Origin of the sequence: Brumimicrobium salinarum (assembly GCF_002844555.1) — a bacterium.
Taxonomy (GTDB): domain Bacteria; phylum Bacteroidota; class Bacteroidia; order Flavobacteriales_D; family Crocinitomicaceae; genus Brumimicrobium; species Brumimicrobium salinarum.
In genome coordinates, this window is sequence record NZ_PJNI01000003.1 from 215,251 (window position 1) to 240,181 (window position 24,931).

Annotated in this window: 24 protein-coding genes and 1 pseudogene; 10 read left to right on the forward strand and 15 right to left on the reverse strand. The window is 34.6% G+C overall.

The features are described 5' to 3' along the window. Nucleotides 1-42: 42 nt before the first annotated feature. Nucleotides 43-558 (forward strand): annotated as a pseudogene (locus tag CW751_RS05195) (cell division ATP-binding protein FtsE); the annotation flags it as partial. Nucleotides 559-781: 223 nt separating this feature from the next. Here the strand turns inward: CW751_RS05195 and CW751_RS05200 are convergent. From CW751_RS05200 to CW751_RS05220, 5 genes are read right to left on the reverse strand one after another with little or no spacing between them, the layout of a single operon-like run. After that, nucleotides 782-2,158 (reverse strand): glycosyltransferase family 39 protein, encoded by a 1,377-nt coding sequence (locus tag CW751_RS05200; RefSeq protein WP_101333934.1) that lies wholly within the window; start codon nucleotides 2,156-2,158, stop codon nucleotides 782-784. A gap of 12 nt (nucleotides 2,159-2,170) precedes the next feature. Beyond that, nucleotides 2,171-2,884, reverse strand: coding sequence for a glycosyltransferase family 2 protein (locus CW751_RS05205; RefSeq protein WP_101333935.1), 714 nt, complete (start codon nucleotides 2,882-2,884; stop codon nucleotides 2,171-2,173). A gap of 24 nt (nucleotides 2,885-2,908) precedes the next feature. Beyond that, nucleotides 2,909-3,247 carry an arsenate reductase (glutaredoxin) gene (gene arsC, locus CW751_RS05210; protein ID WP_101333936.1) on the reverse strand — a complete coding sequence of 113 codons (339 nt, stop codon included), beginning with the start codon at nucleotides 3,245-3,247 and terminating at the stop codon, nucleotides 2,909-2,911. A 24-nt stretch (nucleotides 3,248-3,271) separates the two neighbouring features. Next, nucleotides 3,272-4,027 (reverse strand): ABC transporter ATP-binding protein, encoded by a 756-nt coding sequence (locus tag CW751_RS05215; protein ID WP_101333937.1) that lies wholly within the window; start codon nucleotides 4,025-4,027, stop codon nucleotides 3,272-3,274. Nucleotide 4,028: 1 nt separating this feature from the next. After that, a complete protein-coding gene (locus CW751_RS05220; RefSeq protein ID WP_101333938.1) occupies nucleotides 4,029-4,769 on the reverse strand; it encodes an MlaE family ABC transporter permease in 741 nt (246 codons plus the stop codon). Nucleotides 4,770-4,849: 80 nt separating this feature from the next. Here CW751_RS05220 and CW751_RS05225 point away from each other — a divergent pair, with 80 nt between their 5' ends. The 3 genes from CW751_RS05225 to CW751_RS05235 are packed head-to-tail and all read left to right on the forward strand — an operon-like array spanning nucleotide 4,850 to nucleotide 7,133. After that, nucleotides 4,850-5,476, forward strand: a complete 627-nt coding sequence (locus CW751_RS05225) for a SprT-like domain-containing protein (RefSeq protein ID WP_101333939.1) — start codon at nucleotides 4,850-4,852, stop codon at nucleotides 5,474-5,476. Continuing rightward, nucleotides 5,477-6,547 (forward strand): mannose-1-phosphate guanylyltransferase, encoded by a 1,071-nt coding sequence (locus CW751_RS05230; RefSeq protein WP_101333940.1) that lies wholly within the window; start codon nucleotides 5,477-5,479, stop codon nucleotides 6,545-6,547. A 28-nt stretch (nucleotides 6,548-6,575) separates the two neighbouring features. Then, complete coding sequence (locus CW751_RS05235) at nucleotides 6,576-7,133, forward strand: hypothetical protein (protein ID WP_101333941.1); 558 nt, start codon at nucleotides 6,576-6,578, stop codon at nucleotides 7,131-7,133. A 136-nt stretch (nucleotides 7,134-7,269) separates the two neighbouring features. Here CW751_RS05235 and hflX read toward each other — a convergent pair whose 3' ends face one another. Together hflX and CW751_RS05245 are read right to left on the reverse strand one after the other, a co-directional pair. Next, nucleotides 7,270-8,469 (reverse strand): GTPase HflX, encoded by a 1,200-nt coding sequence (hflX, locus tag CW751_RS05240; RefSeq protein WP_101333942.1) that lies wholly within the window; start codon nucleotides 8,467-8,469, stop codon nucleotides 7,270-7,272. A 78-nt stretch (nucleotides 8,470-8,547) separates the two neighbouring features. Further along, on the reverse strand, nucleotides 8,548-8,985 hold the full coding sequence (locus CW751_RS05245; RefSeq protein WP_101333943.1) for a cytochrome B: 438 nt from the start codon (nucleotides 8,983-8,985) through the stop codon (nucleotides 8,548-8,550). A gap of 98 nt (nucleotides 8,986-9,083) precedes the next feature. Here CW751_RS05245 and CW751_RS05250 point away from each other — a divergent pair, with 98 nt between their 5' ends. After that, on the forward strand, nucleotides 9,084-12,167 hold the full coding sequence (locus tag CW751_RS05250) for an amidohydrolase family protein (protein ID WP_101333944.1): 3,084 nt from the start codon (nucleotides 9,084-9,086) through the stop codon (nucleotides 12,165-12,167). A gap of 3 nt (nucleotides 12,168-12,170) precedes the next feature. Then, complete coding sequence (locus CW751_RS05255; protein ID WP_101333945.1) at nucleotides 12,171-13,454, forward strand: amidohydrolase family protein; 1,284 nt, start codon at nucleotides 12,171-12,173, stop codon at nucleotides 13,452-13,454. A 266-nt stretch (nucleotides 13,455-13,720) separates the two neighbouring features. On the opposite strand, the gene CW751_RS15265 is transcribed toward CW751_RS05255, so the two are convergent. Then, entirely contained in the window at nucleotides 13,721-13,984 is a 264-nt protein-coding gene (locus CW751_RS15265) for a hypothetical protein (RefSeq protein ID WP_119782953.1), read from the reverse strand. 559 nt (nucleotides 13,985-14,543) lie between these two features. Here CW751_RS15265 and CW751_RS05265 point away from each other — a divergent pair. From CW751_RS05265 to CW751_RS15320, 3 genes are read left to right on the forward strand one after another with little or no spacing between them, the layout of a single operon-like run. Next, nucleotides 14,544-15,761, forward strand: a complete 1,218-nt coding sequence (locus CW751_RS05265; RefSeq protein WP_101333990.1) for an aminotransferase class V-fold PLP-dependent enzyme — start codon at nucleotides 14,544-14,546, stop codon at nucleotides 15,759-15,761. 12 nt (nucleotides 15,762-15,773) lie between these two features. Continuing rightward, nucleotides 15,774-16,187: a SufE family protein gene (locus CW751_RS05270; RefSeq protein WP_101333947.1), complete on the forward strand. Its 414-nt coding sequence runs from the start codon at nucleotides 15,774-15,776 to the stop codon at nucleotides 16,185-16,187. Between the two features lie 8 nt (nucleotides 16,188-16,195). After that, the gene (locus tag CW751_RS15320) at nucleotides 16,196-16,435 is read left to right on the forward strand and encodes a hypothetical protein (RefSeq protein WP_133122131.1); all 240 of its coding nucleotides are present in this window, start codon (nucleotides 16,196-16,198) and stop codon (nucleotides 16,433-16,435) included. Here the strand turns inward: CW751_RS15320 and CW751_RS05275 are convergent. Together CW751_RS05275 and CW751_RS05280 are read right to left on the reverse strand one after the other, a co-directional pair. Further along, nucleotides 16,429-16,806, reverse strand: a complete 378-nt coding sequence (locus tag CW751_RS05275) for a hypothetical protein (protein ID WP_101333948.1) — start codon at nucleotides 16,804-16,806, stop codon at nucleotides 16,429-16,431. The genes CW751_RS15320 and CW751_RS05275 overlap by 7 nt on opposite strands. 917 nt (nucleotides 16,807-17,723) lie before the next feature. Next, entirely contained in the window at nucleotides 17,724-18,407 is a 684-nt protein-coding gene (locus tag CW751_RS05280; RefSeq protein ID WP_101333949.1) for a response regulator transcription factor, read from the reverse strand. Nucleotides 18,408-18,599: 192 nt separating this feature from the next. Between CW751_RS05280 and CW751_RS05285 the strand changes: the two genes are divergently transcribed. Beyond that, nucleotides 18,600-19,112 (forward strand): hypothetical protein, encoded by a 513-nt coding sequence (locus CW751_RS05285; RefSeq protein WP_101333950.1) that lies wholly within the window; start codon nucleotides 18,600-18,602, stop codon nucleotides 19,110-19,112. A gap of 140 nt (nucleotides 19,113-19,252) precedes the next feature. On the opposite strand, the gene pyk is transcribed toward CW751_RS05285, so the two are convergent. The 5 genes from pyk to CW751_RS05310 form a co-directional block, all read right to left on the reverse strand. Next, the gene (gene pyk, locus CW751_RS05290) at nucleotides 19,253-20,680 is read right to left on the reverse strand and encodes a pyruvate kinase (protein ID WP_165779224.1); all 1,428 of its coding nucleotides are present in this window, start codon (nucleotides 20,678-20,680) and stop codon (nucleotides 19,253-19,255) included. Between the two features lie 31 nt (nucleotides 20,681-20,711). Then, a complete protein-coding gene (locus tag CW751_RS05295) occupies nucleotides 20,712-21,131 on the reverse strand; it encodes an IPExxxVDY family protein (protein ID WP_101333951.1) in 420 nt (139 codons plus the stop codon). A 63-nt stretch (nucleotides 21,132-21,194) separates the two neighbouring features. Further along, nucleotides 21,195-23,336, reverse strand: a complete 2,142-nt coding sequence (locus tag CW751_RS05300; protein ID WP_101333952.1) for a DUF5060 domain-containing protein — start codon at nucleotides 23,334-23,336, stop codon at nucleotides 21,195-21,197. 27 nt (nucleotides 23,337-23,363) lie between these two features. Beyond that, complete coding sequence (locus CW751_RS05305) at nucleotides 23,364-24,101, reverse strand: cyclase family protein (RefSeq protein WP_101333953.1); 738 nt, start codon at nucleotides 24,099-24,101, stop codon at nucleotides 23,364-23,366. Nucleotides 24,102-24,121: 20 nt separating this feature from the next. Further along, the gene (locus CW751_RS05310) at nucleotides 24,122-24,919 is read right to left on the reverse strand and encodes a M48 family metalloprotease (RefSeq protein ID WP_101333992.1); all 798 of its coding nucleotides are present in this window, start codon (nucleotides 24,917-24,919) and stop codon (nucleotides 24,122-24,124) included. Nucleotides 24,920-24,931: the final 12 nt, after the last annotated feature.

The following is a 24,931-nucleotide window of genomic DNA, read 5'->3' on the forward strand; positions in this document are numbered from 1 at the left end:
TTCTTATGAAATTTTACTCATATTTGTATAAAATATTCAATTGTGGAAAAGGTCATCGATATAATTCAAGGTAGAGTAGAACAGAAAAAAGTTACCGTTTTACAAGACATCAATGTAACTATTGCTGCCAAGGAATTTGTATACCTTATCGGGAAAACGGGGTCTGGAAAAAGCAGTTTTTTAAAAACACTTTATGCCGATTTAAGACTTGTAGATGGCGAAGGAAAAGTAGTTGGATACGACCTAAATAAACTCAAAAAAAGAGAGATTCCTTTGCTTAGAAGAAAAATAGGTATTGTTTTTCAGGATTTCCAGTTGCTGACTGATCGTTCTGTTATGAAAAACTTATTTTTTGTAATGAAAGCTACAGGCTGGAAAAAAAAGAAGGTTATGGAACAACGTGGCTTGGAAGTTTTACGCATGGTTGGTATCGAAGAAAAAGCCTACAAAATGCCACATGAACTTTCCGGAGGAGAGCAACAACGAGTTTCAATTGCACGGGCTTTATTAAATAATCCGGAATTAATCTTGGCTGATGAGCCTACAGGAAATTTAGATCCCGAGACCTCCAGTGCAATCATGAGTTTACTTCATTCAATTGCCAATGAAGGAACTGCAATGTTGATGGCAACACACGATATGGGGTTGGTCGACAAATTTCCAGGAAGGGTGCTCCGTGTTGAAAAAAACACCATAAAAGAAGTGGAAGCTTTGGGCAGTTTTAATCCATTTGAAGTGAAGGAGTTTTAAATCTCATATATTTTCTAACAGCCTCAAAGTATTATTCATATTTACGAATCTCTTTTTCTTCACCATATCGTCTTGAATTCTTATAATCAGGTCGACGTAACTGCTGCCAATATTCATCAGGAGTATAATGTTTTAAAAATATCGTTTTGTAGCCTTCCCAAGTCATCCCTTCATAATGAATAATTCCTTTAGAATATTGCCAAGATTGATATTGATTGACATAAATTAAGACAAGTGGAATGATCAATATCAAAGCTCTTAAACTCTTTTTCATGATCCAAGTCAATAATGCTGCTAAAGGAAGTGCCATAAATGGTAGAATATCAACTAATGTTCGAGCGCTAAATCCACCACCATACCACCAGCACCACCAACTAAAAGTTACATATAAAAAGAGGGGTAAAAATAGCACAAGTGCCCAAAAATACATTTTTTGAATTTTATATAATCTCACCATACCAAATAGTGCAAACAGCATCAATGGAGTATAAATAAACCAACCTTTTCTAAATGAAAACAGCCCCTTCCAAACATGTGGTTTTAACCAGAAAAAACCTTCATCACTATAAGAGTAATAAAGAAAACTTCCTGTTTGAACTTTCCAGAAAATAAGTTGTGGTAATAATATTATAAACCCTCCTGCAATAATCATCAGCAAGTGGGATACAGGTAAAAACAAAGATTTAAAATAAGCTGTCCAATTAACATTCTGACTTTTAAACATAAGTATTACAGGCAGAATAAACAATATATTAATTGGCCGTACAAGGACTATTAAGCCTAAAACCACACCTATAAAAAAGCTTTTCCAATAAGATTTTCTACTAAGCCAATTTTGAATTAAATATAAGAGAACCGAAAGTAAAAAGAATGTGCTTGTATGAGACATTCCTGTTTCATAGACGGCGTAAAAATAAAGATTTGTACCAACACAAATGGAAAGGGTTGTTACCAAACTAATTGAATCATTAAAAGTTTTTCGAAGAAATAAAAATAGAAAAATGAGTCCGAAAACAGTGTAAAAAACAGAGGATAGAGAAACCGATAATTGATAAGGCTCTGAATAACCATCTACAAGATAATTTGTATCATATAAGGCGTATAAATGTCCCACATAATAAAATGGAAGCGCCATAATTGCTACACCCATAGTTGTTTTGACAGCACTCCTTCCAATCGGAGAGGTATGTGTTCGGTATCTTCTTGGTTCAGGCATCCCTTTGAGCTCAAAAAAAGGGTCCTTATTAACCACGGCAGCAGTTAGATAAGTATGGTAAACATCTACATCCGACCAAAATATTTTTTTCTCCCTCCATTTCGATTGGCTAACATTTTGCCAAATCATAAACACCGAAAATAAAGCAAGTATTATCGTCAGACCATATTTTCTTATGACGCTTGTAGACATATATTTGGCTCCTTAATTAACAAAACGGTATTTCAAAATACACCAAACAGCCCTAAATCCATCCTTCCATCCTATTTTCTTACCTTCTCCAAAATTTCTAGCATAATAGGAAATCCCCACTTCATATATCTTAACGTTTGGTACTTTTGCTAGTTTTGCAGTCATTTCAGGATCAATACCAAATCGTTTTTCCTTTATCTTAATATCCTTTGCGATTGATGTTCTTATCAGCTTATAACAAGTAGCCATATCTGTTAGCGTCAAATTATTTAAAACATTAGAAAAGAAAGTGAGCGTTCTATTTCCAAAAGAATGCCAATAAAATAGAATTCTTCGTGGTTGAGACCCAATAAAACGAGAACCAAAAACAACATCTGCTTCTGCCATGATTACGGGTTTTATAAGTAAATTAATATCATTGGGGTCCAGTTCTAAATCTGCGTCTTGAAAAACTAAATAATCTCCTGTACATTTTTGAATTGCCAAGGCCAATGCAGAGCCTTTTCCTTGATTTTCTTCTTGGGAATAGAATTGAATACCATGATTTGGATTCGCATCAATAAAGCTTTGAATATTATGCCTTGTTTTATCTGTGGATGCATCGTTTACAATAATTATCTCTTTTTGAATATTATGCACTAAATCTACTGAAAGTACATTTTTAAGAAGTTTAACAACCGTACTTTCTTCATTATAAACAGGTATTAAAATAGATAATTTTTTCATAAGTGTAATAGGCTATTTATCAAACTATAGAATCTCTAGAACATTTTCGGGTGGTCTACCTACAACTGCTTTATCTCCATTTATAAAAATAGGGCGTTCTATCAATTTTGGATATTTCACAAAAGCATCAATCCACTCTTCATTTGACAGTTCTTTTCCTTTAAATTTTTCTTTATAATCCTTTTCGCCTTTGCGAACAATCTCTACAGCATCCTTACCTAATTTTGTTAGCAAAACCCTTAAATCTTCCTTACTAGGCACCTCATCTAGATATTTGATTACTTCAATGTCGAGGTTCTTTTCCGTTAACAGGTTTAATGCAGTCCTACTCTTGGAGCATCGTGGATTATGATATATTTTCATGATATAAAAATTTTAAAATAGATATTATGCCAACTTACCTTTTAAAGACTTCATAAATTTAGAAGCGTAAACAAAATCAATGATTTCCTGATTATCTGTTTTAATAATCTCCTCCTTTGTTCCCTGCCACCAATTTCTTCCATTGTGAATAAACACAATGTGATCTCCGATTTCAATCACACTATTCATATCGTGAGTAATTACAACGGTAGTCATCCCATATTCATAGGTAATTTCTTGAATTAGATTATCAATTAATATTGAGGTACTAGGATCTAATCCAGAATTCGGTTCATCACAGAAAAGGTATTTAGGTTTCATGGAAATTGCTCTTGCAATCGCAACACGCTTCATCATTCCCCCACTCAATTCCGCAGGCAATAATTTATTACGCCCCTTTAAATTTACTCGATCTAAGCAGAAATCAGCTCGTTCTTGCATTTCCTTTTTCGACATTTTTGTAAACATCTTCAATGGAAACATAATATTTTCCTCTACTGTCATTGAATCAAAAAGAGCTGAACCTTGAAACAACATACCAATTTCAGTTCTAATTTCTTTACGCTCCTTACGTTTCATCTTGGAAAAATCCCTTCCATTATATAAAACACTTCCAGAATCGACCTCCATTAAACCTACAATACATTTGGTAAGTACCGATTTACCTTGCCCTGACTGCCCAATAATCAAATTAACTTGACCCGCTTCAAACTCGGCAGAAAAGTCATGCAATACATGATTATCACCAAAAGATTTGTTGATGTCTTTTACTTCAATCATATTACATTAAAATTAATTGTGTTAGAATAAAGTTGGTCAATAAAATAACAATACTACTCCAAACTACTGCTTGTGTAGATGATTTCCCCACATCTAAGGCGCCACCTTTTGTAAAATAGCCGTAATAAGAAGATACAGTTACAATAATAAAGGCAAATACACAAGTTTTAATTAATGCATAAGTTATGTCGCTTGTTTTAAAAAAGGCCCGAATCCCAAAAGTAAATTCTTCATGAGAAGCTAATCCAGACAATGTTACTGCATAATACCCTCCTATAATACTCAAACCCATTGAGCAAATAATTAAGAAGGGAAAGAAAAATACCGCTGCAATTACTTTTGGCAATACTAAGAATGAAAGTGAATTAACACCCATAATTTCAAGTGCATCAATTTGCTCAGTAACACGCATAGTACCAACTTCAGAAGCAATATTTGAACCTACCTTACCTGCCAGAATCAATGAAATAATTGTTGGTGAAAATTCAAGAATTGTACTTGATCGGGTAATATATCCAATGGTGTATTTGGGCAGCAATGGACTATCCATGTTCGAGGCAGTTTGCAAAGAAATTACAGCGCCCATAAATACAGATAGTATAGCTACAATTCCAGCTGAATTAATTCCTATTGTTTCAATTTCGGTCAAAGTACGTGTATAATAAACTTTGAAGCGTTCCGGTTTAGAGAACACACCTTTTATCATTCCTACGTATTTTCCTATGCTTACTATATAACTCATTCGTTATGCTAAATTAATAGCTTATTCTTAATCTCAAGGGAATATTCGATAAAATTTAATCATATCCTTACATTTGTGGTGTGGAAACAAAAAAGAAAAAGATAGCAAAAGCCTTAAAACAGTATATCCCAGAGGAGTATATTGACTACATTATTTCATTGATGTTTGCTGAACAGTTATCTTTTCGAATCAGTAAACCACGCAAAACTAAAGCAGGTGATTATCGCCCACCATTTGGAGAAAAACCGCATCGCATTTCCATTAATGGGGATTTGAATCCTTATGCTTTCTTAATCACTACCATTCATGAGTTTGCTCACATGCATACCTTTATTAAACATGGTCCTTATGTTAAAGCACATGGTAAAGAATGGAAAAATGAGTTTAAATCATTGCTTTTACCCGTTTTAAATCAGAAAAGTTTACCCGAACCTATAACACAAGCTTTAGCAAGAAGTTTAGAGAACCTAAAAGCTTCGAGTTGCACAGATATACATCTTGCACGTGCTTTAAAGACTTATGACAAGAAAAACGATAAGCTTGAATTATTAGAGAATTTAGCCAATAACCAGCTTTTCCGATTGGGTAAAAATACTTTTCAACGCGGAATTCTAAAAAGAAGAAGGTATCTTTGTAGGGAAGTTCACACAGGAAAACACTATCTTGTCAATCGCTTGGCCGAAGTCGAGCCCATAAATGAAAATTAAATGAAAGAGAATAATTATGCTGTTATAATGGCTGGAGGAGTCGGAAGTAGGTTTTGGCCCATGTCAGTAGAGGAAAATCCTAAACAGTTTTTAGACGTACTTGGCATAGGAAAAACACTAATACAATTAACCTATGAACGACTTTGCAACGTTGTTCCTGAAGATCACATTTTTATTGTTACTAATGAGCAATACGTAGAGTTGGTAAAAACACAAATTCCAAATATAAAAAACACACAAATTCTTACCGAACCAGAACGAAAGAATACCGCACCATGCATTACTTATGCAGCTGCAAAAATCTATGCCATAAATCAAGATGCAAACTTAGTTGTTGCTCCTTCAGACCATTTAATTTTAAAAGAGAATAAATTCATCCGTATCATAAACACCGCCTTAAACCGAGCTTCAAAGGAGGATCGGATTTTAACATTAGGAATAAAGCCAACTCGTCCGGATACAGGATATGGCTATATTCAATTTCATCAAGACGGTGATTTATTACCTGGACAAATTTCGAAAGTAAAACAATTTACAGAAAAGCCGAATCGAGAAATGGCTGAAATATTTCTTAAAAGTGGAGATTATTATTGGAACTCCGGAATATTTATTTGGAAAGCGCATACCATTTTAAAAGCATTACAAAAATTCAAACCTGATTTGCATGAGCTTTTCTGTGATCAATTTGAAGTGTATAATACCCCTGCTGAATATGACTATGTAAACGATGCATTTCGCAAATGCGAAAGTATTTCAATTGATTTTGCCATCATGGAAAACGCAAAAAATGTTGATGTGGTTTTAGCTGATTTTGATTGGAGCGATTTAGGTACTTGGGGGAGTCTTTTTGACAATTTAGATAAAGACGTTAATGGAAACAGCATAAAAGGAGCAAAAACCCATGTTTTTAATTCCAATAACTGTCTAATAAATTTACCCGACAATCGTGAAGCAATTGTTCAAGGCTTAAACAACCACATAGTTGTAGAGTCCGAGAATCGTTTACTGATCCTGGATAAGAAAGCTGAACAAAACTTAAAAAAATATCTTAAATCAATTCAAGAAAACTAATTTTTCTAATTAGAAAACAGACAAATAAATGGACTTAGATATACCGAAAGATTTTAATTCTGATGCAGATAACAAACCTTTTACAGCTTGTAAAGTTTGTGAACGTGATTTAACCAAAGGAGAAATCCCATATTCGATTGAAAAAGCATACAAACGTATAGATGAAGGAGAGGATGTGACTTTATTTGAAGTGGCCATTTGTATGCCTTGCGCAGAACAACAAAGTCAAAAAATGAGCAAGTCCTCGCGTGCATATTTAATGCAAATGATGGGTGGACCAGAATTTTTTGAAAAAAGAAAAGAATTGTGGGATAGCAATTGGCGGGAAAATTGGAAATCAGCTTGTTTATTCTCGAACGAAGCCGTTAAAGTTAATGATGAATATCATATTGTAGGTCAGTTCCAAGGAGGAAAGCTTCTCCCAAACATGACTCCATTTGTAATTGGACAAAGTTACATTGAAGCTATTCAAGAAAATTTGTCTTTTGAAACCAAAGAGGAAATGGATCGTTTTGGACAACAGTTTTTAGGACCCGACCCTACATTGAAGGCTTTGTTGAAGGATCATCAGTTTGTTATGGTTTAGATAATTATGAATTATGAATTGTCAATTGTCAATTCATAATTATCTAAACCTTTACAAAAACTCATCAACTTGTCCGACCTCTGACAGATTCATTATTCATCGTTCATCATTCATCATTTTTTGAATTGCTTAAAAATCAATACAAAAAATTATTATAAGGATATCGAACCTGAAAAATCGTTTTTACTTCCTCATAAAGTAAGTGCTTTAACTCTTCGAAATTGGTTTTATTTTCTGCGGAAATAAATACACATTTATTGTTGTCCATTTTCGTCATCCACTGATTTTTCATCTCTTCCAAAGTATAGTTTTCTTTGGTTTTAGGGGATAAATCACCTTCTTCTTGCGGAACGTGTTGGTAGGCATCAATCTTATTAAAAACCACAATCGTTGGCTTGTCAGACTTATCTATTTCAGCCAAAGTTTCATTTACCACTTGATAATGTTCTTCAAAACTTGGATGCGAAATATCTACCACATGAACAATCAAATCAGATTCTCTCACCTCATCTAAAGTTGACTTAAAAGATTCTACCAATTGATGCGGAAGCTTTCTAATAAATCCAACAGTGTCTGTTAAGAGAAAAGGCAAATTATCAATCACTACTTTTCTTACTGTGGTATCTAAAGTAGCGAATAATTTATTTTCAGCAAAGACTTCAGACTTGCTCAAAGCGTTCATGATGGTACTTTTCCCAACATTAGTATAACCAACTAGAGCAACACGCACCAATTGACCCCGATTCCCACGTTGAACTTTCTTTTGCTTATCAATCTCCTTGAGTTTACCCTTCAAGAAAGAAATTCGTTGTTTAATGATTCTACGGTCGGTTTCAATTTGGCGCTCACCAGGTCCACGCATACCAATTCCCCCTTTTTGTTTATCTAAGTGCGTCCACATTCGGGTTAATCTGGGTAATAAATACTGATATTGCGCCAATTCAACTTGTGTTCTAGCGTGTGCTGTTTGTGCTCTGGAAGCAAAGATATCAAGGATTAAGTTACTCCTATCCAGAATCTTAATTTCAAAAAGTCGTTCAATATTTCTTAGCTGTGAAGGTGAAAGATCATCATCAAAAATAACCATATCAATGTTGTTCTTGAGTACGTATTCTTTGACTTCACTTATTTTCCCAGAACCCAAATAAGTCTTCGGGTTGGGCATTTGTAATTTTTGCAAAAACTTTTTCTGAGCAATTGCTCCAGCTGTTCGTGCTAAAAACGCCAGCTCTTCAATATGTTCTATGGCTTCTTCTTCAGATTGATTTTGTTCTATAACACCAACCAGAACTGCTTTTTCACCTTCTAAATCTTCTTTTAATTTACCTACTTCCATTCAGTATTTGTCTCCTTTTTTCTATTGTATTCAAATAATTTAAACTAATAAATGTTTATCTCATGTACTGTGAGCTGGCTAGAAATAATCTGCACCAACATTATAAATAAATGGCCATGGTATAGAAATAAAAATGATTATTAATCCTAAACCATAGTATCTTAAAATCAGTTTATGACGTGCCGAAGGAAGTGGGTTTTTCTCAGCTTTTTTACGCCCGAGTGTAACTAAAATTATGGCAACCAGCATTAATAAAATATGTTCCATGGTGAAAAACCTCAGTGTTGAGTCTCCCATCATTTCTTTTACAAACTGAACTTTTGGACTCATAAAGTACAACACCAATCCTAAAAGCAACTGAATATGCAAAAAAATCATGGCGAAAAGATTAATCATTTTATCTTTCTTTTCATACTTATCTGACTTCAAGTTTGCAATGGCATTAAAAATGGCAATTACCAATAATGCTAAAACAATATACCTTAATCCTGAGTGAGCTGCTATTATTCCTTTCATTTCAATATTTTTTGTTCAAATATACCTAAAAACAAACAATAATATCATTGGTTTATCATATTATCATTAAATTCGGACTTTAAAATCTCTTGAGACCAATGAAGACAACTTTTTCTCTCTCAATCCTATTTACACTACTTACTACTTTTTTATTTGGACAATTGCCTACTCCCAACAACGGTGTTGAAGAGTCGAAAGCTTCTGCCTATGTTTTACGCAATGCTAAAATCATTGTGGGACCCGAACAAATCATTAAAAAAGGTTCGGTAGTCGTAGCCAATGGGAAAATAAAAGCTGTTGGGAAAATGGTTCGTTTTCCTAAAGGTGCTGTAGTCATCGACATGAAAGGAAAAACAATCGTTCCTTCTTTTATCGAAAGTTACTCCAACATTGGAGTACCGACACCAAAGTCAAAAAAATGGACGCCAAGACCACAAATAGAAAGCAGCAAGTCTGGTGCTTATTATTGGAATGAAGCTATTCATCCAGAAGTTAAGGCATCTGAACATTTTAAAGTAAATAAAAAAGATGCCAAACATTTACAAGAAATGGGTTTTTTAGTAGCGGCTACACATATTGAGGATGGAATTGCGCGTGGTGAAGGAGCTATTGTTGCGCTTGGAGACCTGAAAAATAAAGAATCTATTTTAAAAGCAAAAGGTCCTGCCTATCTATCATTCCAAAAAGGAACAGCCAAACAAACTTACCCATCTTCTCAAATGGGGAGTATTGCATTGTTAAGACAAGCAATTTATGACGCACGCTATTATCAAAACAACAAAACGGAACTACCTGAAAATATTTCTTTAAATGCACTAAACGAACAACTTGAGCACACCTTAATTTTTAAGGTGGAAGACAAGTTAGAAGCGTTAAGAGCAGATAAAATAGGTAGCGAGTTCGATTTAGACTTTATCATTTATGGAAGTGGTAATGAATTCGAAGCTATCGAAAGCTTTAAAACATGGAAGAAACCTTTAATTATACCTATTAACTTCCCAAAACCTTATGACGTTAGTGACCCTTATGTTGCACAACAAATCCCTTTGTCAGACTTAAAAGAATGGGAACTTGCTCCTTCAAATCCATATCTTTTGCATCAGCATAAAATTGATTTTGCAATTAGTAGTAATGGTCACAAGAAAGCCAAGGACTTTTGGAAGCATTTCCATCAAGTATTAGAAAATGGTCTTTCAAGAGCAGATCTTTTGGCAGCATTAACGACAAAACCAGCTTCAATTTTAGCTATTGAAGAACAAGCAGGAACATTAGAAGAAGGAAAAATTGCAAGTTTTTCTGTTTTTGATAAAGATCCTTTTGAATTTAAAAACGCTGTCTTAGAAGAATCTTGGTCCTTAGGTAAAAAGCATATCATTACACCTCAGGCAGAAATTGATATTCGTGGGAAATATAGAATTAGTTTACCCGAAACATCTTATGTAATTGATATAAAAGGATCAGCGACGAAACCTAAAGGAAAAGTGACTACCTACAAATCATTAATCGATTCAACACAAACACCGCCTGAGCGAACAATAGACACGGTGGAGGTGTCCGCAAAAATAAATGTTGATTTTCGAGATGCAGTTATACATTTTGAAGTTGATGACGATCAATATGATGGAGTATTAACTCTTCACGGCAATTTTAGTCCAAAAATTGATGCTTTTCTAGGTCAGGGGCAAATGCCTGACGGTCGTTGGGTTAAATGGTCTGGAATTCAGCTTTCACGTTTTAAGAAACAAGAAGATGAAGAAAAGCACCGAGTAGAAGTGGATACGAATGCTAGAGGAAAAGTATGGTTTCCAAACATGGCGTATGGTTTTGACTCTCTGCCTGAATCACAAACTTATGTTTTGCGTAATGCCACCTTATGGACAAATGAAAAGGAAGGTATTATAAAGGAGGGTACTGTTATACTTAAAAATGGGAAGATAGATTTTGTGGGCACTGGTAATTTTAGTATTCCGTTGGATGCTATTGAAATAGATTGTGAAGGCAAGCACATTACATCGGGGATTATAGATGAACATTCGCACATTGCAATTTCAAAAGGTGTTAATGAAAGTGGACAAGCTGTTACCGCTGAAGTAAGTATTGCAGATGTGGTAAGAAATGACGACATCAATATTTACAGACAATTGGCTGGAGGTGTAACAACCTCTCAACTTTTACATGGTTCAGCAAATCCTATAGGTGGTCAATCGGCTATCATTAAGTTAAAATGGGGTTACACACCTGATGAAATGTTAATTCCTGATGCTCCAAAATTCATTAAATTTGCATTAGGTGAAAATGTTAAACAATCAAATTGGGGTGCCTACCAAACCGTTCGTTTTCCACAAACCCGAATGGGTGTTGAACAAGTTTTCTATGATGCATTTATTCGCGCAGAAGCGTATAAAAAGAAATGGAAAGCCTACAAGGCCCTTTCTCCAAAACAAGCATTGCGAAAAAATATAAAAGCTCCTGCAGTAGATTTGGAATTAGAGGCTGTGTGGGAAGTCAAAAACAGTGAACGCTTCATAAGTTGTCATAGTTATGTGCAAAGTGAAATCAATATGTTAATGAAAGTTGCAGACTCGATGGGCTTTACCGTAAACACATTTACACACATACTTGAAGGTTACAAATTAGCAGACAAAATGGCTCAACACGGTGCTGGCGGAAGTACTTTTGCTGATTGGTGGGCTTATAAATTTGAAGTGAAAGATGCAATTCCTTACAATGCTAATTTAATGCAAGAACAAGGCGTTTTGGTTGCTATTAATTCCGATGATGCAGAAATGGGTAGAAGACTCAATCAAGAAGCTGCAAAATCCGTTAAATATGGCGGGATGTCGGAAGAAGACGCCTGGAAAATGATTACGCTCAATCCTGCAAAATTGCTTCATTTAGATGAGCGTTTGGGAAGTTTAAAAGAAGGTAAAGATGCAGATATTGTTATTTGGTCAGATCATCCATTGAGCATAAAAGCACAAGTTTTACAAACATTTATTGACGGTGAATTATTATACGACAGTCGTAAAAGTGTGGATCATTACTTAAGAATACAAAAGGAAAAAGCAAGAATAATAAGTAAAATGCTTTCAAAGAATAAAGCTGGAGAAGAAAAAAGAACTTTTCACAAGAAAGAAGAAAAGCATTGGCACTGTGACACTATTGGCGATTCAATTGATTAAATTATGCATAGATTAAAGATATTTACCTTTTTAACGGTTAGTTTTTTATTAGTTTCAAACGGAATAGCACAACAAAAAATCTTATTGAGTAAAGCTAAGATTCACGTTGGTAATGGAAAAGTCATCAATCAAGGTTTAGTTGGAATTGACGGAGAAGAAATCGTTTTGGTTGAAAACGCGCTGACATTTACCTATGACAAAACAGCTTGGGATACAATAATAGACCTAAAAGGACAAGAGCTCTACCCTGGGTTTATCGCGCCAAATTCTACTTTAGGACTAACAGAGGTAGATGCGGTTAGAGCAACTAGGGACTTTAATGAGGTTGGCGTTTTTAATCCACATGTGCGCTCTCAAATTGCATTTAATGCTGAATCTGAAATAAATACGACCGTAAAAACCAATGGTGTTTTGTACACACAAACAACACCACAGGGCGGTATCATCTCAGGTACTTCCTCGTTAATGAAACTAGAAGCTTGGAATTGGGAAGATGCCACCTTAAAAAAAGACGATGGTATTCACTTAAACTGGCCATCTACCACAAAAGGTGGAGGTTGGTGGGCTGAGCCTGCACCGAAAAAAATTAATGATAAGTACACCGAAGATGTAATAAAAATAAGAAACTTTTTTGAAGCAGCTTTAGCCTATAGTGAATCAGATGACCTTTACGATGCGCGCTTTGAAGCGATGCGCGCAGTTTTTACCGGAACAAAAAGAGTTTACTTTCACGCCAACGAACTTCGTGCATTAACAGACATCATAGATTTCAAGAGAGAGTTTTCAATTCAGTATCCTGTAATTATTGGAGGCTATGAAGCTTATAAAATTGCAGACCAACTGATAGATGCAGAAATTCCAATCATTATTAAAGGTGGACACACATTACCTACCAATGAAGACGACCCTGTTGATTTACCCTATCGTCTTCCTGCCCTATTGCAAGAAGCTGGTATACTTTTTTGTATTCAAAATTCGGGAAGAATGGAAACAATGAATACGAGAAATATTCCTTTTTTAGCTGGTACTGCAATGGCGTACGGTTTAAGTGAAGAACAAGCCATTTCAGCTGTTTCTTTAAATACAGCGAAAATTATGGGAGTTGATCAAATTGCCGGAAGTATTGAGGTGGGAAAAAAAGCTACGTTATTTGCGAGTAAAGGAAGTGCCTTAGATATGCGAACAAATGAATTAACGCTGGGGATGATTCATGGTAAATTCATTCAATTGACAAATTTACAAACCAAACTTTACGAAAAGTACAAGGAAAAATACAAATCAAAATAAATCTTGGTCGGACTACATTTACTTATCTCCGACAAATACTCTCGATCCCTTTTTCATCATTGTTAATATAAAATAAAGCTTATCGGGAGCTTTACCAGTCGTTTAATAGACTACAACAAAAAGTATTCTCTTTAACCGTTTATTCTCATGATTGACGGCTTAGATAATTATATTGGTAAAGTATTGGACAGGCATTTATAAATAACGCACCAAAAAAAACAGCTTACTAAATTAGCAAGCTGTTTTCAATTTTATAGTAAAGAATACTAGTTTGAAGGGTGCTCTTCTCCACCTTCTTCATCAGATGAAGGTTGCTCCTCATTCATTTCTTCTTTTGTTTCTTCTACAGACTCTTCAACGTTTTCTTTAACTTCTTCAGTTTTTTCTTCGATTTTCTCTCCAGCTGCTTCGCCTGCTTCGTTCATTTCTTCTCCAACGTCTTTTACCTCATCTTCAACAGTTTGCTCTCCACAAGATGCTACTGCGAAAGTCATTGCAAAAGCAGTTGCGAACATTAATAGCTTTTTCATAAATATTTAATTTTAGTTTACAATTATTAGATTTGGTAAATATAGAAATATTTAACGCGAATAAAAGACGTTTAATTATATTTTTTGACAAAAATCATATTGTTTTATTAGTTTCCCGCTAATATATATGTTAAAACAGCTGCAAATATACTTTGAAGCGAAAATCACTAGTTGAAGCGAAAATCACTAGCTGAGGATTTTTAAAATTTGAAAAGCATAACGATAAGCTGGCAGATAAGGATTTCTCGTAACCACATTTTGATGAGATTCCATCAAAATGACACAATTGAAGTGTACACGTGAAAAAAAGAAAATTCGCTTTTTTCTTTTTTTTCGTTTTCAAGAAAATGTTCATGCATGAGGGGTAGTAGCGGCATCCTCTGAAGTTTACGAAAGAGATATAGCGAATGACCCGACACCAAGCTAACTGTAGTTTACGAAAGTGAGCTTGGGGACATGCCCAAATTTTCCTTAGAATAATTGCTTTAGAGAGAATATAGGGGTAAAAGGTGTTGATTGTAAATATCGCTTTGTACCTTTGTATGTAATTAAATTGATAATTATGGATATTCAGAAAATACGTTCGCAATTCCCAATACTAGAGGAGAAAATTCATGGGAAGCCACTTGTTTACTTTGATAATGGAGCAACAACACAAAAACCGCTGTCTGTAATCAATCGCATAGAAAATTACTACACCAAAGAAAACGCAAATATACATCGAGGCGTGCACACTTTGAGTCAGGAAGCAACGACAGCTTATGAAAACGCAAGAAATACAATTCAAACATACATAGGTGCGCAACATAATCATGAGATTATTTTTACGAAAGGAACCACAGATGGTATAAATTTAGTTGCCAATTCATTTGGTGAACTTTTAAAACCTGGGGATGAGATAATTATTTCTGCAATGGAGCATCATTCTAATATCGTTCCTTGGCAGATGCTTTGTGAACGCAAGGGATGTAAATTACGCATTATACCAATGAACGCCAAAGGTGAACTAGAATTGGAGGTTTTCGAGCGTTTACTTTCTGAGAGAACTAAATTAGTTGCCGTTACACATATTTCTAATTCCTTGGGAACTGTAAACGACGTTGAGCAAATTATAAAGAAATCCCATGCAGTTGGTGCTAAAGTTCTAATTGATGGAGCACAAAGTATTCAACATATAAAAGTAGATGTACAGGCTTTAGATTGTGACTTTTATGTGTTCTCTGGTCATAAATTATTTGGCCCAACAGGAATTGGTGTTTTATATGGTAAAGAAGCTCTTTTAAACAACATGCCTCCTTATCAAGGTGGCGGAGATATGATAAAAGAAGTGACTTTAACAAAAACAACTTACAATGATTTACCTCACAAATTTGAGGCAGGTACGCCAAATATTGCAGGAGGAATAGGCTTAGGAACTGCATTTGAGTTCCTCAACAGCTTAAATATGGATGATGTAGTAGCACATGAACAAGAATTACTCAATTATGCAACTCAAGCCTTAACAAAAATAGAAGGCATACAGTTTTATGGTGAAGCAGCAAATAAAACAAGTGTAATTTCTTTCTTAATCGAAGGGCTTCATCCTTATGATGTAGGTACTTTGTTGGATAAAATGGGGATTGCTGTAAGAACTGGACATCATTGTACACAGCCAGTAATGGATCAATTTAAAATTCCAGGAACAATAAGAGCTTCTTTTGCCATTTACAACACAAAAGAAGAGGTTGATATTTTTATAAAAGCGCTTGAAAGAATTATCCCTATTTTAAAAAATTAAAACGAAACGCAAATGACAATACAAGAGAAAGAACAAGAAATAATTGATGAATTTGCCATTTATGATGATTGGATGGACAAATATGAATACATTATTGAATTAGGTAAAGATTTACCTCTGATAAAGGAACAACTCAAAACGGATGATCGATTAATAAAAGGTTGTCAATCTCAAGTTTGGCTAAATGCTGAGTGTGAAAATAATAAAATGAAGTTTACAGCTGATTCTGATGCAATCATTACCAAGGGAATCATCGCTTTATTGATTCGTGTGGTTAATGACGAATCACCAGCTGATGTTGCTAAATCAGAATTTAAGTTTATCAGTGAAATTGGACTTCAAGAACATTTATCTCCTACGCGATCTAATGGATTGGTGAGTATGGTTAAGGAAATGAAATTAAACGCATTAAAAGCAGCGAAATAATGACCCTCATGTTTCAGAACCGTATATTGAATATATTTATCGTAACACTTGGATTGACATTTTCAAGCTGCGAGGATCCTGAGCTTGACGCATTAATGTCTGATTATTGTGATTGCATTAGCGCTTCCCGATATGACGATAGTAAACAAATGGAATGTATAGAAAAGATGGATTCTATTAAAGCTAAATATGAAGGTCAGCCTAGAAAGATAAAGGTTGTTTTAGAAAAAACAAATGAATGTTATTGACCATCAATGCCTTTTAGGAACTTATCTAAGTTCACATTCTCGGAGATATTATCATCGCCTAAAATCAATAGGTTTGAAGGCCGATTTCTATCCAACCACATATTAAAGTTAGAATTTGTGGCTACGAGGGTTCCGTTGATATCTACCTTATGAATAGCAATATTCTTCTTGTCTAAGGATTGTTCAATTTCAAGGTCTTCTTTTGAAAAATCATGATTCTCATGAAACAAGACAACACCGTCGACTATTTCACTTAAATCATTTTTTTTCTGAATGGTAAAAGTTACTTGAATACGTTTATCCTCGGCCCAAGCTGCTATAGCCTTTCCGAACTTATTATTTTCGATAACGTATATGTTGTCTATTTTCATTTTTACTCAATTAAAAAACCATGGTTGTTTAAATGCGGCACAAAAATAATGACTTCTATTTAATTTCAAACTAAAAACCGACATTAAAAAAAATGCTTATCCGATTGTTTACCCCTAAAAAAATATTTGGTTGTAATTCGACATGCTCATTATACCACAGTACGACAATCTGAATATGGTATTGAAAGCTAAAGCCATTAGTAAAATATCACTATCGTCCGATTAAAAAGGCTTTACCGCAAAAACAAAAGTTTCGCTCTATCTCCTATGTCTTTTTCATTTTTTTCTTGATAAAAAAACGAAACAAAAAAATCATTGGAATTCCAAGGCGAATGCTTCGCAACATGAGATTTTCTTAAGTTCCATGCTATATTTATTCAAATATTTTCTTTTCAAAGGAAGTCATGAGCTCGCTGCGCTTCGGTTCTTTTTCAAAGAAATGCAATTCCACTTGAAAACTCATTTTCGCTGTGGAATCCCAAACGCCACGAACATACTTTTCCTCAAATCTAAGCCCTTAAAATCGCAAAACAAGCCATAGTACAGAATAGATAAAGGCTGAAGTATAATCGAAAAATTTTTATCGGACGCCAGTGAGTAAAATATCATTATTTACATAAAATAGATCCTTCGAAAAACAACAAAACAAGTTTTTGTGTTTTTCATCAGGATGACAATAGTTGGTGTAGATGGTGTCAAAAAGTGGGGGGAAAATGATGGCGCTTTGCACCATCATCCCCCCACTTTTTGATTGTACACCACCACTAGACTGTCATCCTGATAATCAATAAAATTTTCAATTTTTTGATTGAAGGATCTCTTATATATTTCGAATTGCTCTTCTTCTAATTACTTGAGGTAAACATGCGGATAGGCATATAACAAAATTATTGTTGAATCAATTAATAAACGTCTATTTAAGATAATTTTGATTCCACAAAACGATAACCTACGCCTTTTACTGTTTGAATAAAATGTGCTCCAATTTTCTCTCTTAATTTCCGCACATGAACATCGATAGTTCTATCTCCTACTACAATTCCATTGCCCCAAACTGAAGAAAGAATTGCGTCACGTTCAAAAACAACACCTGGCTGGGTATTTAGGAGTGCAAGCAATTCGAACTCCTTTCGTGGTAAATGTATTGCTTCTCCATTCAGCTTAACTTGGTAGGCATCTCGATCAATGACTAATCCTAACTGTTCCGATGATTTATTTTCTTTAGCTTTATTTCTTCTTAATAATGCATTTATCCTACTAATGAGAACTTTTGGTTTTAGCGGCTTTGCAATATAATCGTCTGCTCCAGCATCCAAGCCTGCCACTTGACTATAATCTTCATTGCGAGCGGTTAGAAAAGATATTAAAATACTGTCGTACTCAGGGTTTGCACGAATGCGTTCACAAACTTCAATTCCGTCCATTTTGGGCATCATAACATCCAATAAGATTAAATGTATCTTTGAATTGGCCTTTTCCAAAATCGCTAACCCCTCTTCTCCATCAGCGGCTAAGAAGGTTGTAAATCCATTTTTGTTCAAATTATACGCTACCAATTCACGTATTTCGATTTCATCATCTATGATTAGAACTCCACTCATTGTAATATGCTTTAAACAAAGATATAAAATTAGAATTGGTAAGACCCGTAAAATTAAAATTGCTTTTCAATACAATAGCAGAGACTACAATTTATATTTTTTTATAAATTTCACACAAAAAGATCATTTGTAAAACTATTTAAAATCCTATCTTTAAAATTGTACTAAACAATAGATTATTAAAAAGACATTATGAAAAAGACATTATTATTTTTAACCGCTTTAGCTATGTTTACAACCTACTCGTATGGACAGAGTTACAACTCTGGAATCGGTGTGAAAGGAATGAACTTTGGTGGCGGCGTGCTAGGAGGTGCTGGAATTAACTACAAAACTTTTATTGGAGGGAGTAACGCCCTGGACATGACATTAGGTGGAGGTGCTCGACATTTATCTGCTCAAATTCTCTATGAATGGCAAAGACCAACAAGTGTAACCGATGGTTTAGACTGGTACATTGGTGCAGGTGGAGGTTTAGGAATTTGGAGTAGTCGTTACGATTGGGATGATGACTATTATGGTGGTTACTATACCAGTGGTTTTTATTTAAACGCCACAGCAGTTGTCGGGTTGGACTTCAATTTGAATCCTAACACAGGAATTCCTATAGGTATTTCTCTAGAAACTGGACCTAGTGTAGGAATAATTAACTCTCGTGGATTTGGTTGGGGAGGAGCGCTAGCGGTGCGATATATCATTGACTAATTCTTACAATAAATTTTGATTAAAGAATGAGTCTTAAAAAGCCCATAAAGTAAACTTTATGGGCTTTTTAATTTTATGCCCATGAACAGCGGTTATATCATATAAACTTTAAATGCTTATCGTGAACTTTAAAAGGAGTACTACTCAACGTAACTCAGCCTCAACATATTAGATTTACCTTTAGCTTCAATAGGCATTGATGCGATATTGATAACAAGTTCACCTTCTTTGATGAAACCTTTTTCTTTCAAAATATATTTAATATCTGCAATTGTGTGGTCAGTACTTACCATTTTATCATAAAATATTGCTCTTACTCCCCAAACCAAATTTAATTGTGTTAAGATCTCTCTATTACTTGTAAACACAAATATTTGAGATTTAGGTCGTTGAGAAGCAATTTTATAAGCAGTATATCCTGAGAAGGACATCGTAACAATAGCTTGGGCATTTACACGATTACCCAAACGTGTGGCGTTAAAGCAAATCGAGTCAGAAATAAAACGTTCTTGGTTTTTCTCGGGCACTTCTTCTTTATAGTAGATTAAATCTGAAGCTTCCACCTTAGAAACGATACGATTCATAGCTTCGATAACTACCACAGGATGATTTCCCACGGAGGTTTCTCCTGATAACATTACAGCATCTGCGCCATCCAACACTGCATTTGCTACATCATTTACCTCTGCTCTAGTAGGTGTATAATCTTCAATCATACTCTCCATCATTTGTGTTGCTACAATAATTGGCTTGGCATGTAAATAGCATTTTTTGATCAACATCTTTTGAACCAAAGGCACGTCTTCCATTGGGATTTCAACACCTAAATCACCACGAGCAACCATTATAGCATCCGTTTCACGAATAATTCCATCAATATCTTTAATCGCTTCTGGTTTTTCAATTTTGGCTACGATTTTTGCTTTGTTGTGATTTTTTAGAATAATGTGTTTAAGTTCAATTATATCTCGAGCAGATCGTACAAACGACAACCCAATCCAATCCACATTATGTTCCATAGCAAAAGCCAAGTCTTCCCGATCTTTCTCTGTCAAAGACGGAAGTGAAATCACTGTATTTGGTAAATTCACACCTTTATTTGAAGACAAAACACCACCATGATTAACTACAGCTTTAATGGTTTTTCCATCAGTTTCTTTGACCTCAAGCTCTAACTTTCCATCATCTAGGCGAATGCGTTCTCCTGCATTTATATCTTGCGCCAATTGTGGGTAATTAATCGAAAACTTTTTACTCGTTCCTACTACATCTTCATCAGTAACAATTTCTACCGCAGCTCCAGGGACTAAATCTACGCCGTTGTTTTCCATTTCGCGTGTACGGATTTTCGGACCTTGTAAATCAGCAAGAATAGCAACATTCAAACCTGTTTCGTCATTGAGTTCACGAATGGTTTTAATTACTTTCTCATGATCTTCATAACTGCCATGAGAGAAATTAATTCGAGCTACATTCATCCCCTCTTCCATCATTTGTTTTAAAACATCCTTAGAAGATGACGCTGGACCTAATGTCGCTACTATTTTTGTTCTTTTCATATTTTTCATTCTATACTATCTTATGTTAACGGCTGTTTCATCAAAAGATAAACTTATTTGCCGATTTCAACTCATTTGGATCGAAAATAAAAGCAGTTAAAATACTTGAAATATCTTTTATATTATTTAATAAGGTATTGATATCAATTACATTATTCTCTTTAATAACCAAAAAATAATCAATTTGGGATTTTTCAGGCACTAAAAATTTTCCACTATTTTTATTTTGAATCAGGTAATAATTCACATACGCTTCTTCATCTTCCCATTCATATAAAGAGTGTGATGAAATTACTTGTCCTTTCTTACCAGAAACCATAAAAGGTTCATCCGATTTTTTAAGCTTCAATCCAATGCTATCATTAATAGACCAACATACACGATAATCTCCTTGATGACTACAAATCCCAATCAAATCAAAATTAAAATCATCCTCTAAACTTAGTGTATATTTTGCCATTTATCCCAACCTTCAATCGTTCAAATTTAAGAAAAATTAGCCGATTTCAATTAAGTGTAGACATTAATTAATCTTTTCTATTCGATACCACAATAGTGGATTTTCACTTTTAGCAGGAACAAGTTTTGGATGTACAATTTTTAACTTTCCAAACAAAGTAGTTCTTAACTCTGCCTGAAAAATAAAGGATTGGTTTACAAAATCGTAAAATATTATTCTGTATTTACTAAAAGCTTTCAATCCTTCGACATGAAGTCTTTGCGGCTTCCATGTTACATCAATTGGTTGCGTATATGTTTCATCATACATTGCACATCGGGTACTATCAATGTTTTTTATTTCTTCTCTATTCGCTGTATTCACATTAAAAGTACGATTATACACATAACCAGCTGCAATTTCTTTTTGCTGACCAATAATATATTGTGTTTCAACAATATCTTTTTTTGAGCCTTTAAACTTTGACTTTTCTCTTCCAAGTTCAGTTTTCTTATTAATCAGATTTATAAAAAACTTTGAATTATAATAATCCTTAGCCGCAATTATTCGTGGCCATGACTCCATTTCGTTTCTGTTTTTTTCTTCATTTACGATAAACGCAGCCCAAATTAAATGCCCGATAACACCCGTATAAGGATAACGCATTATATCGATGTAATGCCCTTGATAATCTGAGCACATGTGAGTCCCATCACCATGATCTGACTCTCCCATTAAAACCGGCTTACCATACGTGTCTTTCAATCGTTTAACGGTGCACGCCATTGAATTCTCATCAGGATCGCATTCATTATTCTTATTTGGCTTAGAGAAAATCAATTTTTCTGGACTATCTGAATAATAGGAAATGATAATTAGATCTATATTGTCTAAATACCAAGTGCTATCAATTACATTTGGGTCTTTTTCTGTTAGGTGTGAATAAATATGTGTTTTACCTACTGGAAAACGTCCTACTGCGCTAAGTAAGTGTTGGCGGTGCTCCAAAGAATCAAGTATATAACTCGACATTTGTTTATGGTATTCGTAAATCGCCTTTCTTGCTGTGTCTCCCGCAGGTGTTAAATCATCGTATGGCCTATCATTTTCATGTGGATTTTCGTTAACGTGCCAAGGCTCACAAAGTAATTCTATATTTAGTAAACTTGTTGAATACCCCCATCTTGAAAGAATATACCTTACCCTTTGTTTTAAATAACGCATCCCTGTTTTGGTCAAAAACATATCTGAAGGCGTATCACTATTTAAAATTTTAGCGTAACCAGATATTTTATTTGGATCTTTGTAGGGCCAAAGGTTTTCGTCTGGCCAATTATTGGTAAAATCATATCTAAACTGATGGTAATCACCTAATTTCATGAAAAATGTATGATACATTAAATTAAAATGAATTAACGTATTATTCTTTTCACATAATGCCAACAATTGATCTAATTCCCAAGCATGATTTTGTCTGTTCTGGTAATTCCCAACTTCTTCAAATTCAATATCTGTTGAGCTGGGATGAAGAAAAAACCGGAAGTACTCCCCACCCTGATCAATATATTTTGTTATCATATTTCGATACTCTTCCCAAGCTGCCACATCTAATGTCTCTTCAGGAGTTAGGCTATAATCTAAATTATTTTTGTTGGAAGGCATTGGAATATTAACCCCTGTAGGGATAATTGTTTTTCCGTCTCTTTCAAGATATTGGGTTTCTTTATTTAATGTGACGTATCCTTTTGCATCTGAATTAACAACCTCAAATTCCTTACTTGGTGTACTGTAAAATAATTCTTGTTTGATAAAAACTTCTAACTCAACATTCCATTTTCCTGTTTCAGTTGGAGCAAATCTAACGCGAAATGGCAGGTCTGTATCTAAATCCTTCCAACGGTTGAGGTTCATATCCCTCTCCATTTCAGTATACCAAAAACCATAAGCTGTATACTTTTCACCACTATTAATATGAGTAAAATTAGCTTTAATGTTTACATCCCATTCAACAAATGGATTTAAACCTGTTCTTTGATGAGGACGAGATCTTAGATACTGCGTTATTTGTCTCAATATAGAATCAGGAAGCGACAAGCCCAATTCTAGCTTTTCGTTTTTACCAACATGCTGAGTATTTTGGTTAATAAAAATAAAATTCAGCTCTTGAACATTTTGAGCAAAAGTAAAAACAGTTATAAATGGTAAAACAAAAAGTAAAAACCTCATCTCGAAATTATTTTATTGATTAATCACCTATATATACCTATACAAAACAGGTCTACTTGGAGCTGCATCATTTTCAAAAGGAGCAACATGTAAATTTAACAGGTATGTTCCATCTTCAACTTCATTGGGCACAAATATTAACTCTGTAATTGTACGATCAAATCTTGGACTGCTTGGAACATCCCAAAAGCCATGATGAAAGGTCAATTGCCCCCCGTCAGACTCTTTATCTACGCTAGGTAAATCAATCAACAAATGCTTTACGTTAATTGCATTCACGATTGACAAGCATTCTTCACTGATATATGGTGGATTAGTTGAAGAATAGTTTTTTGACTTCTTATCAACATCATTCGGCAAAGTCCTAATCACTAAAGCCTCAACTTCGCTGTACTTCTCCAACTCCGTCAACAACCTTGGCGTAATCACCTCATCACCTCCAATTTTATCTGGTTTAACACTGATTAATACAGCTTTAAAAAAATACTGATTGAGATGTTCATTAATAGAATAAACTGTAGGTGTAATATGCCCCAAACATTCGGTATGCGTACCGTGTCCATGTGGATTAAAAGAAATGTTTCGAAAATTAACCGGCCCACCTTTTTTTACAGATCCGACCCAACCATCATCCATTACAGGTTCGAAACTAGGAGGTTTTACGTACCAAGCTAAAGGATTTTCATCATCATTCGACAATGGAATAGATAGGTCTATCCCCTTATTAGTATCAATCTTTTTTCCTTCTTGGGTTGTTAAAATCATTTCATTATTAACGATTAAAATTATGGCAAAGAACGTTTTAATTGGTCATAACGATCTTTATACGTCGCTTCACCACCACATCCTAACTCTAATGATGTATTATAAAAATTTTCTATTCTGTTTTCTGGACTTGGGTGAGTGCTTAACCATTCGGGTACTCCCGCTCCTCCTTCTGCTTCAATTTTCTCAAAAAACTTTGCTCCTCCAGCTGCAATATAATCTGTAGGACATAGATACTTCACTGATGCTTCGTCTGCTTCTTCTTCGTGTGTTCTAGAAAACTTCAATCCGATAATACTTGCGGTCAAATCCTTAATTAAAGCGCGGTCTCCAGCAATTATACTGAGTAAAACATCAACACCGTATAATTTCGTCATTTGGCGCGTAGAGTGACGTAAATCAGCATGTCCAATCTCATGTGCTAGTACTCCAGCTAATTGTTCTTCAGAATCTAAGTATTTAATTAACCCGGTATAAACATAAATATAACCACCTGGTGTACAGAAAGCATTTTTTGTTTTATCATCATTAATAATTCTCAATCTCCAAACGAAATCATCTTTATGTTTTACGTTACCTGAGTTTAAAATAGTGTTTCGCATATCGTATAAATACCTGTAGGGAACAGGGTTTCTAGCACTATCCAAAACGGGATACTCCTGTGGATTACCGTCAATTTCTGCTGCGACTTGTTTTCCTAAATCCTTGTCTTCTTGAATAGAAAACAAATTAAATCCTCCTCCACCATTAGCCGATCCACAGCTTGTAAGCAAAGCAATAGAACAGATTAAAACACTTATACTGAATACTTTTCTCATGATTACAAAATA

Bases quoted from the DNA above. Each gene is read 5' to 3' on its own strand.
- arsC (WP_101333936.1), bottom strand. From the start codon at position 3,247: ATGAAAATATATCATAATCCACGATGCTCCAAGAGTAGGACTGCATTA.
- CW751_RS05230 (WP_101333940.1), top strand. From the start codon at position 5,477: ATGAAAGAGAATAATTATGCTGTTATAATGGCTGGAGGAGTCGGAAGT.
- CW751_RS15265 (WP_119782953.1), bottom strand. From the start codon at position 13,984: ATGAAAAAGCTATTAATGTTCGCAACTGCTTTTGCAATGACTTTCGCA.
- CW751_RS05305 (WP_101333953.1), bottom strand. From the start codon at position 24,101: ATGATTTTAACAACCCAAGAAGGAAAAAAGATTGATACTAATAAGGGG.
- CW751_RS05235 (WP_101333941.1), top strand. From the start codon at position 6,576: ATGGACTTAGATATACCGAAAGATTTTAATTCTGATGCAGATAACAAA.
- CW751_RS05300 (WP_101333952.1), bottom strand. From the start codon at position 23,336: ATGAGGTTTTTACTTTTTGTTTTACCATTTATAACTGTTTTTACTTTT.
- hflX (WP_101333942.1), bottom strand. From the start codon at position 8,469: ATGGAAGTAGGTAAATTAAAAGAAGATTTAGAAGGTGAAAAAGCAGTT.
- CW751_RS05275 (WP_101333948.1), bottom strand. From the start codon at position 16,806: ATGAAAATAGACAACATATACGTTATCGAAAATAATAAGTTCGGAAAG.
- CW751_RS05205 (WP_101333935.1), bottom strand. From the start codon at position 2,884: ATGAAAAAATTATCTATTTTAATACCTGTTTATAATGAAGAAAGTACG.
- CW751_RS05285 (WP_101333950.1), top strand. From the start codon at position 18,600: ATGAAAAAGACATTATTATTTTTAACCGCTTTAGCTATGTTTACAACC.
- pyk (WP_165779224.1), bottom strand. From the start codon at position 20,680: ATGAAAAATATGAAAAGAACAAAAATAGTAGCGACATTAGGTCCAGCG.
- CW751_RS05255 (WP_101333945.1), top strand. From the start codon at position 12,171: ATGCATAGATTAAAGATATTTACCTTTTTAACGGTTAGTTTTTTATTA.
- CW751_RS05250 (WP_101333944.1), top strand. From the start codon at position 9,084: ATGAAGACAACTTTTTCTCTCTCAATCCTATTTACACTACTTACTACT.
- CW751_RS05215 (WP_101333937.1), bottom strand. From the start codon at position 4,027: ATGATTGAAGTAAAAGACATCAACAAATCTTTTGGTGATAATCATGTA.
- CW751_RS05280 (WP_101333949.1), bottom strand. From the start codon at position 18,407: ATGAGTGGAGTTCTAATCATAGATGATGAAATCGAAATACGTGAATTG.
- CW751_RS05245 (WP_101333943.1), bottom strand. From the start codon at position 8,985: ATGAAAGGAATAATAGCAGCTCACTCAGGATTAAGGTATATTGTTTTA.
- CW751_RS15320 (WP_133122131.1), top strand. From the start codon at position 16,196: ATGTTTCAGAACCGTATATTGAATATATTTATCGTAACACTTGGATTG.
- CW751_RS05295 (WP_101333951.1), bottom strand. From the start codon at position 21,131: ATGGCAAAATATACACTAAGTTTAGAGGATGATTTTAATTTTGATTTG.
- CW751_RS05200 (WP_101333934.1), bottom strand. From the start codon at position 2,158: ATGTCTACAAGCGTCATAAGAAAATATGGTCTGACGATAATACTTGCT.
- CW751_RS05220 (WP_101333938.1), bottom strand. From the start codon at position 4,769: ATGAGTTATATAGTAAGCATAGGAAAATACGTAGGAATGATAAAAGGT.
- CW751_RS05310 (WP_101333992.1), bottom strand. From the start codon at position 24,919: ATGAGAAAAGTATTCAGTATAAGTGTTTTAATCTGTTCTATTGCTTTG.
- CW751_RS05270 (WP_101333947.1), top strand. From the start codon at position 15,774: ATGACAATACAAGAGAAAGAACAAGAAATAATTGATGAATTTGCCATT.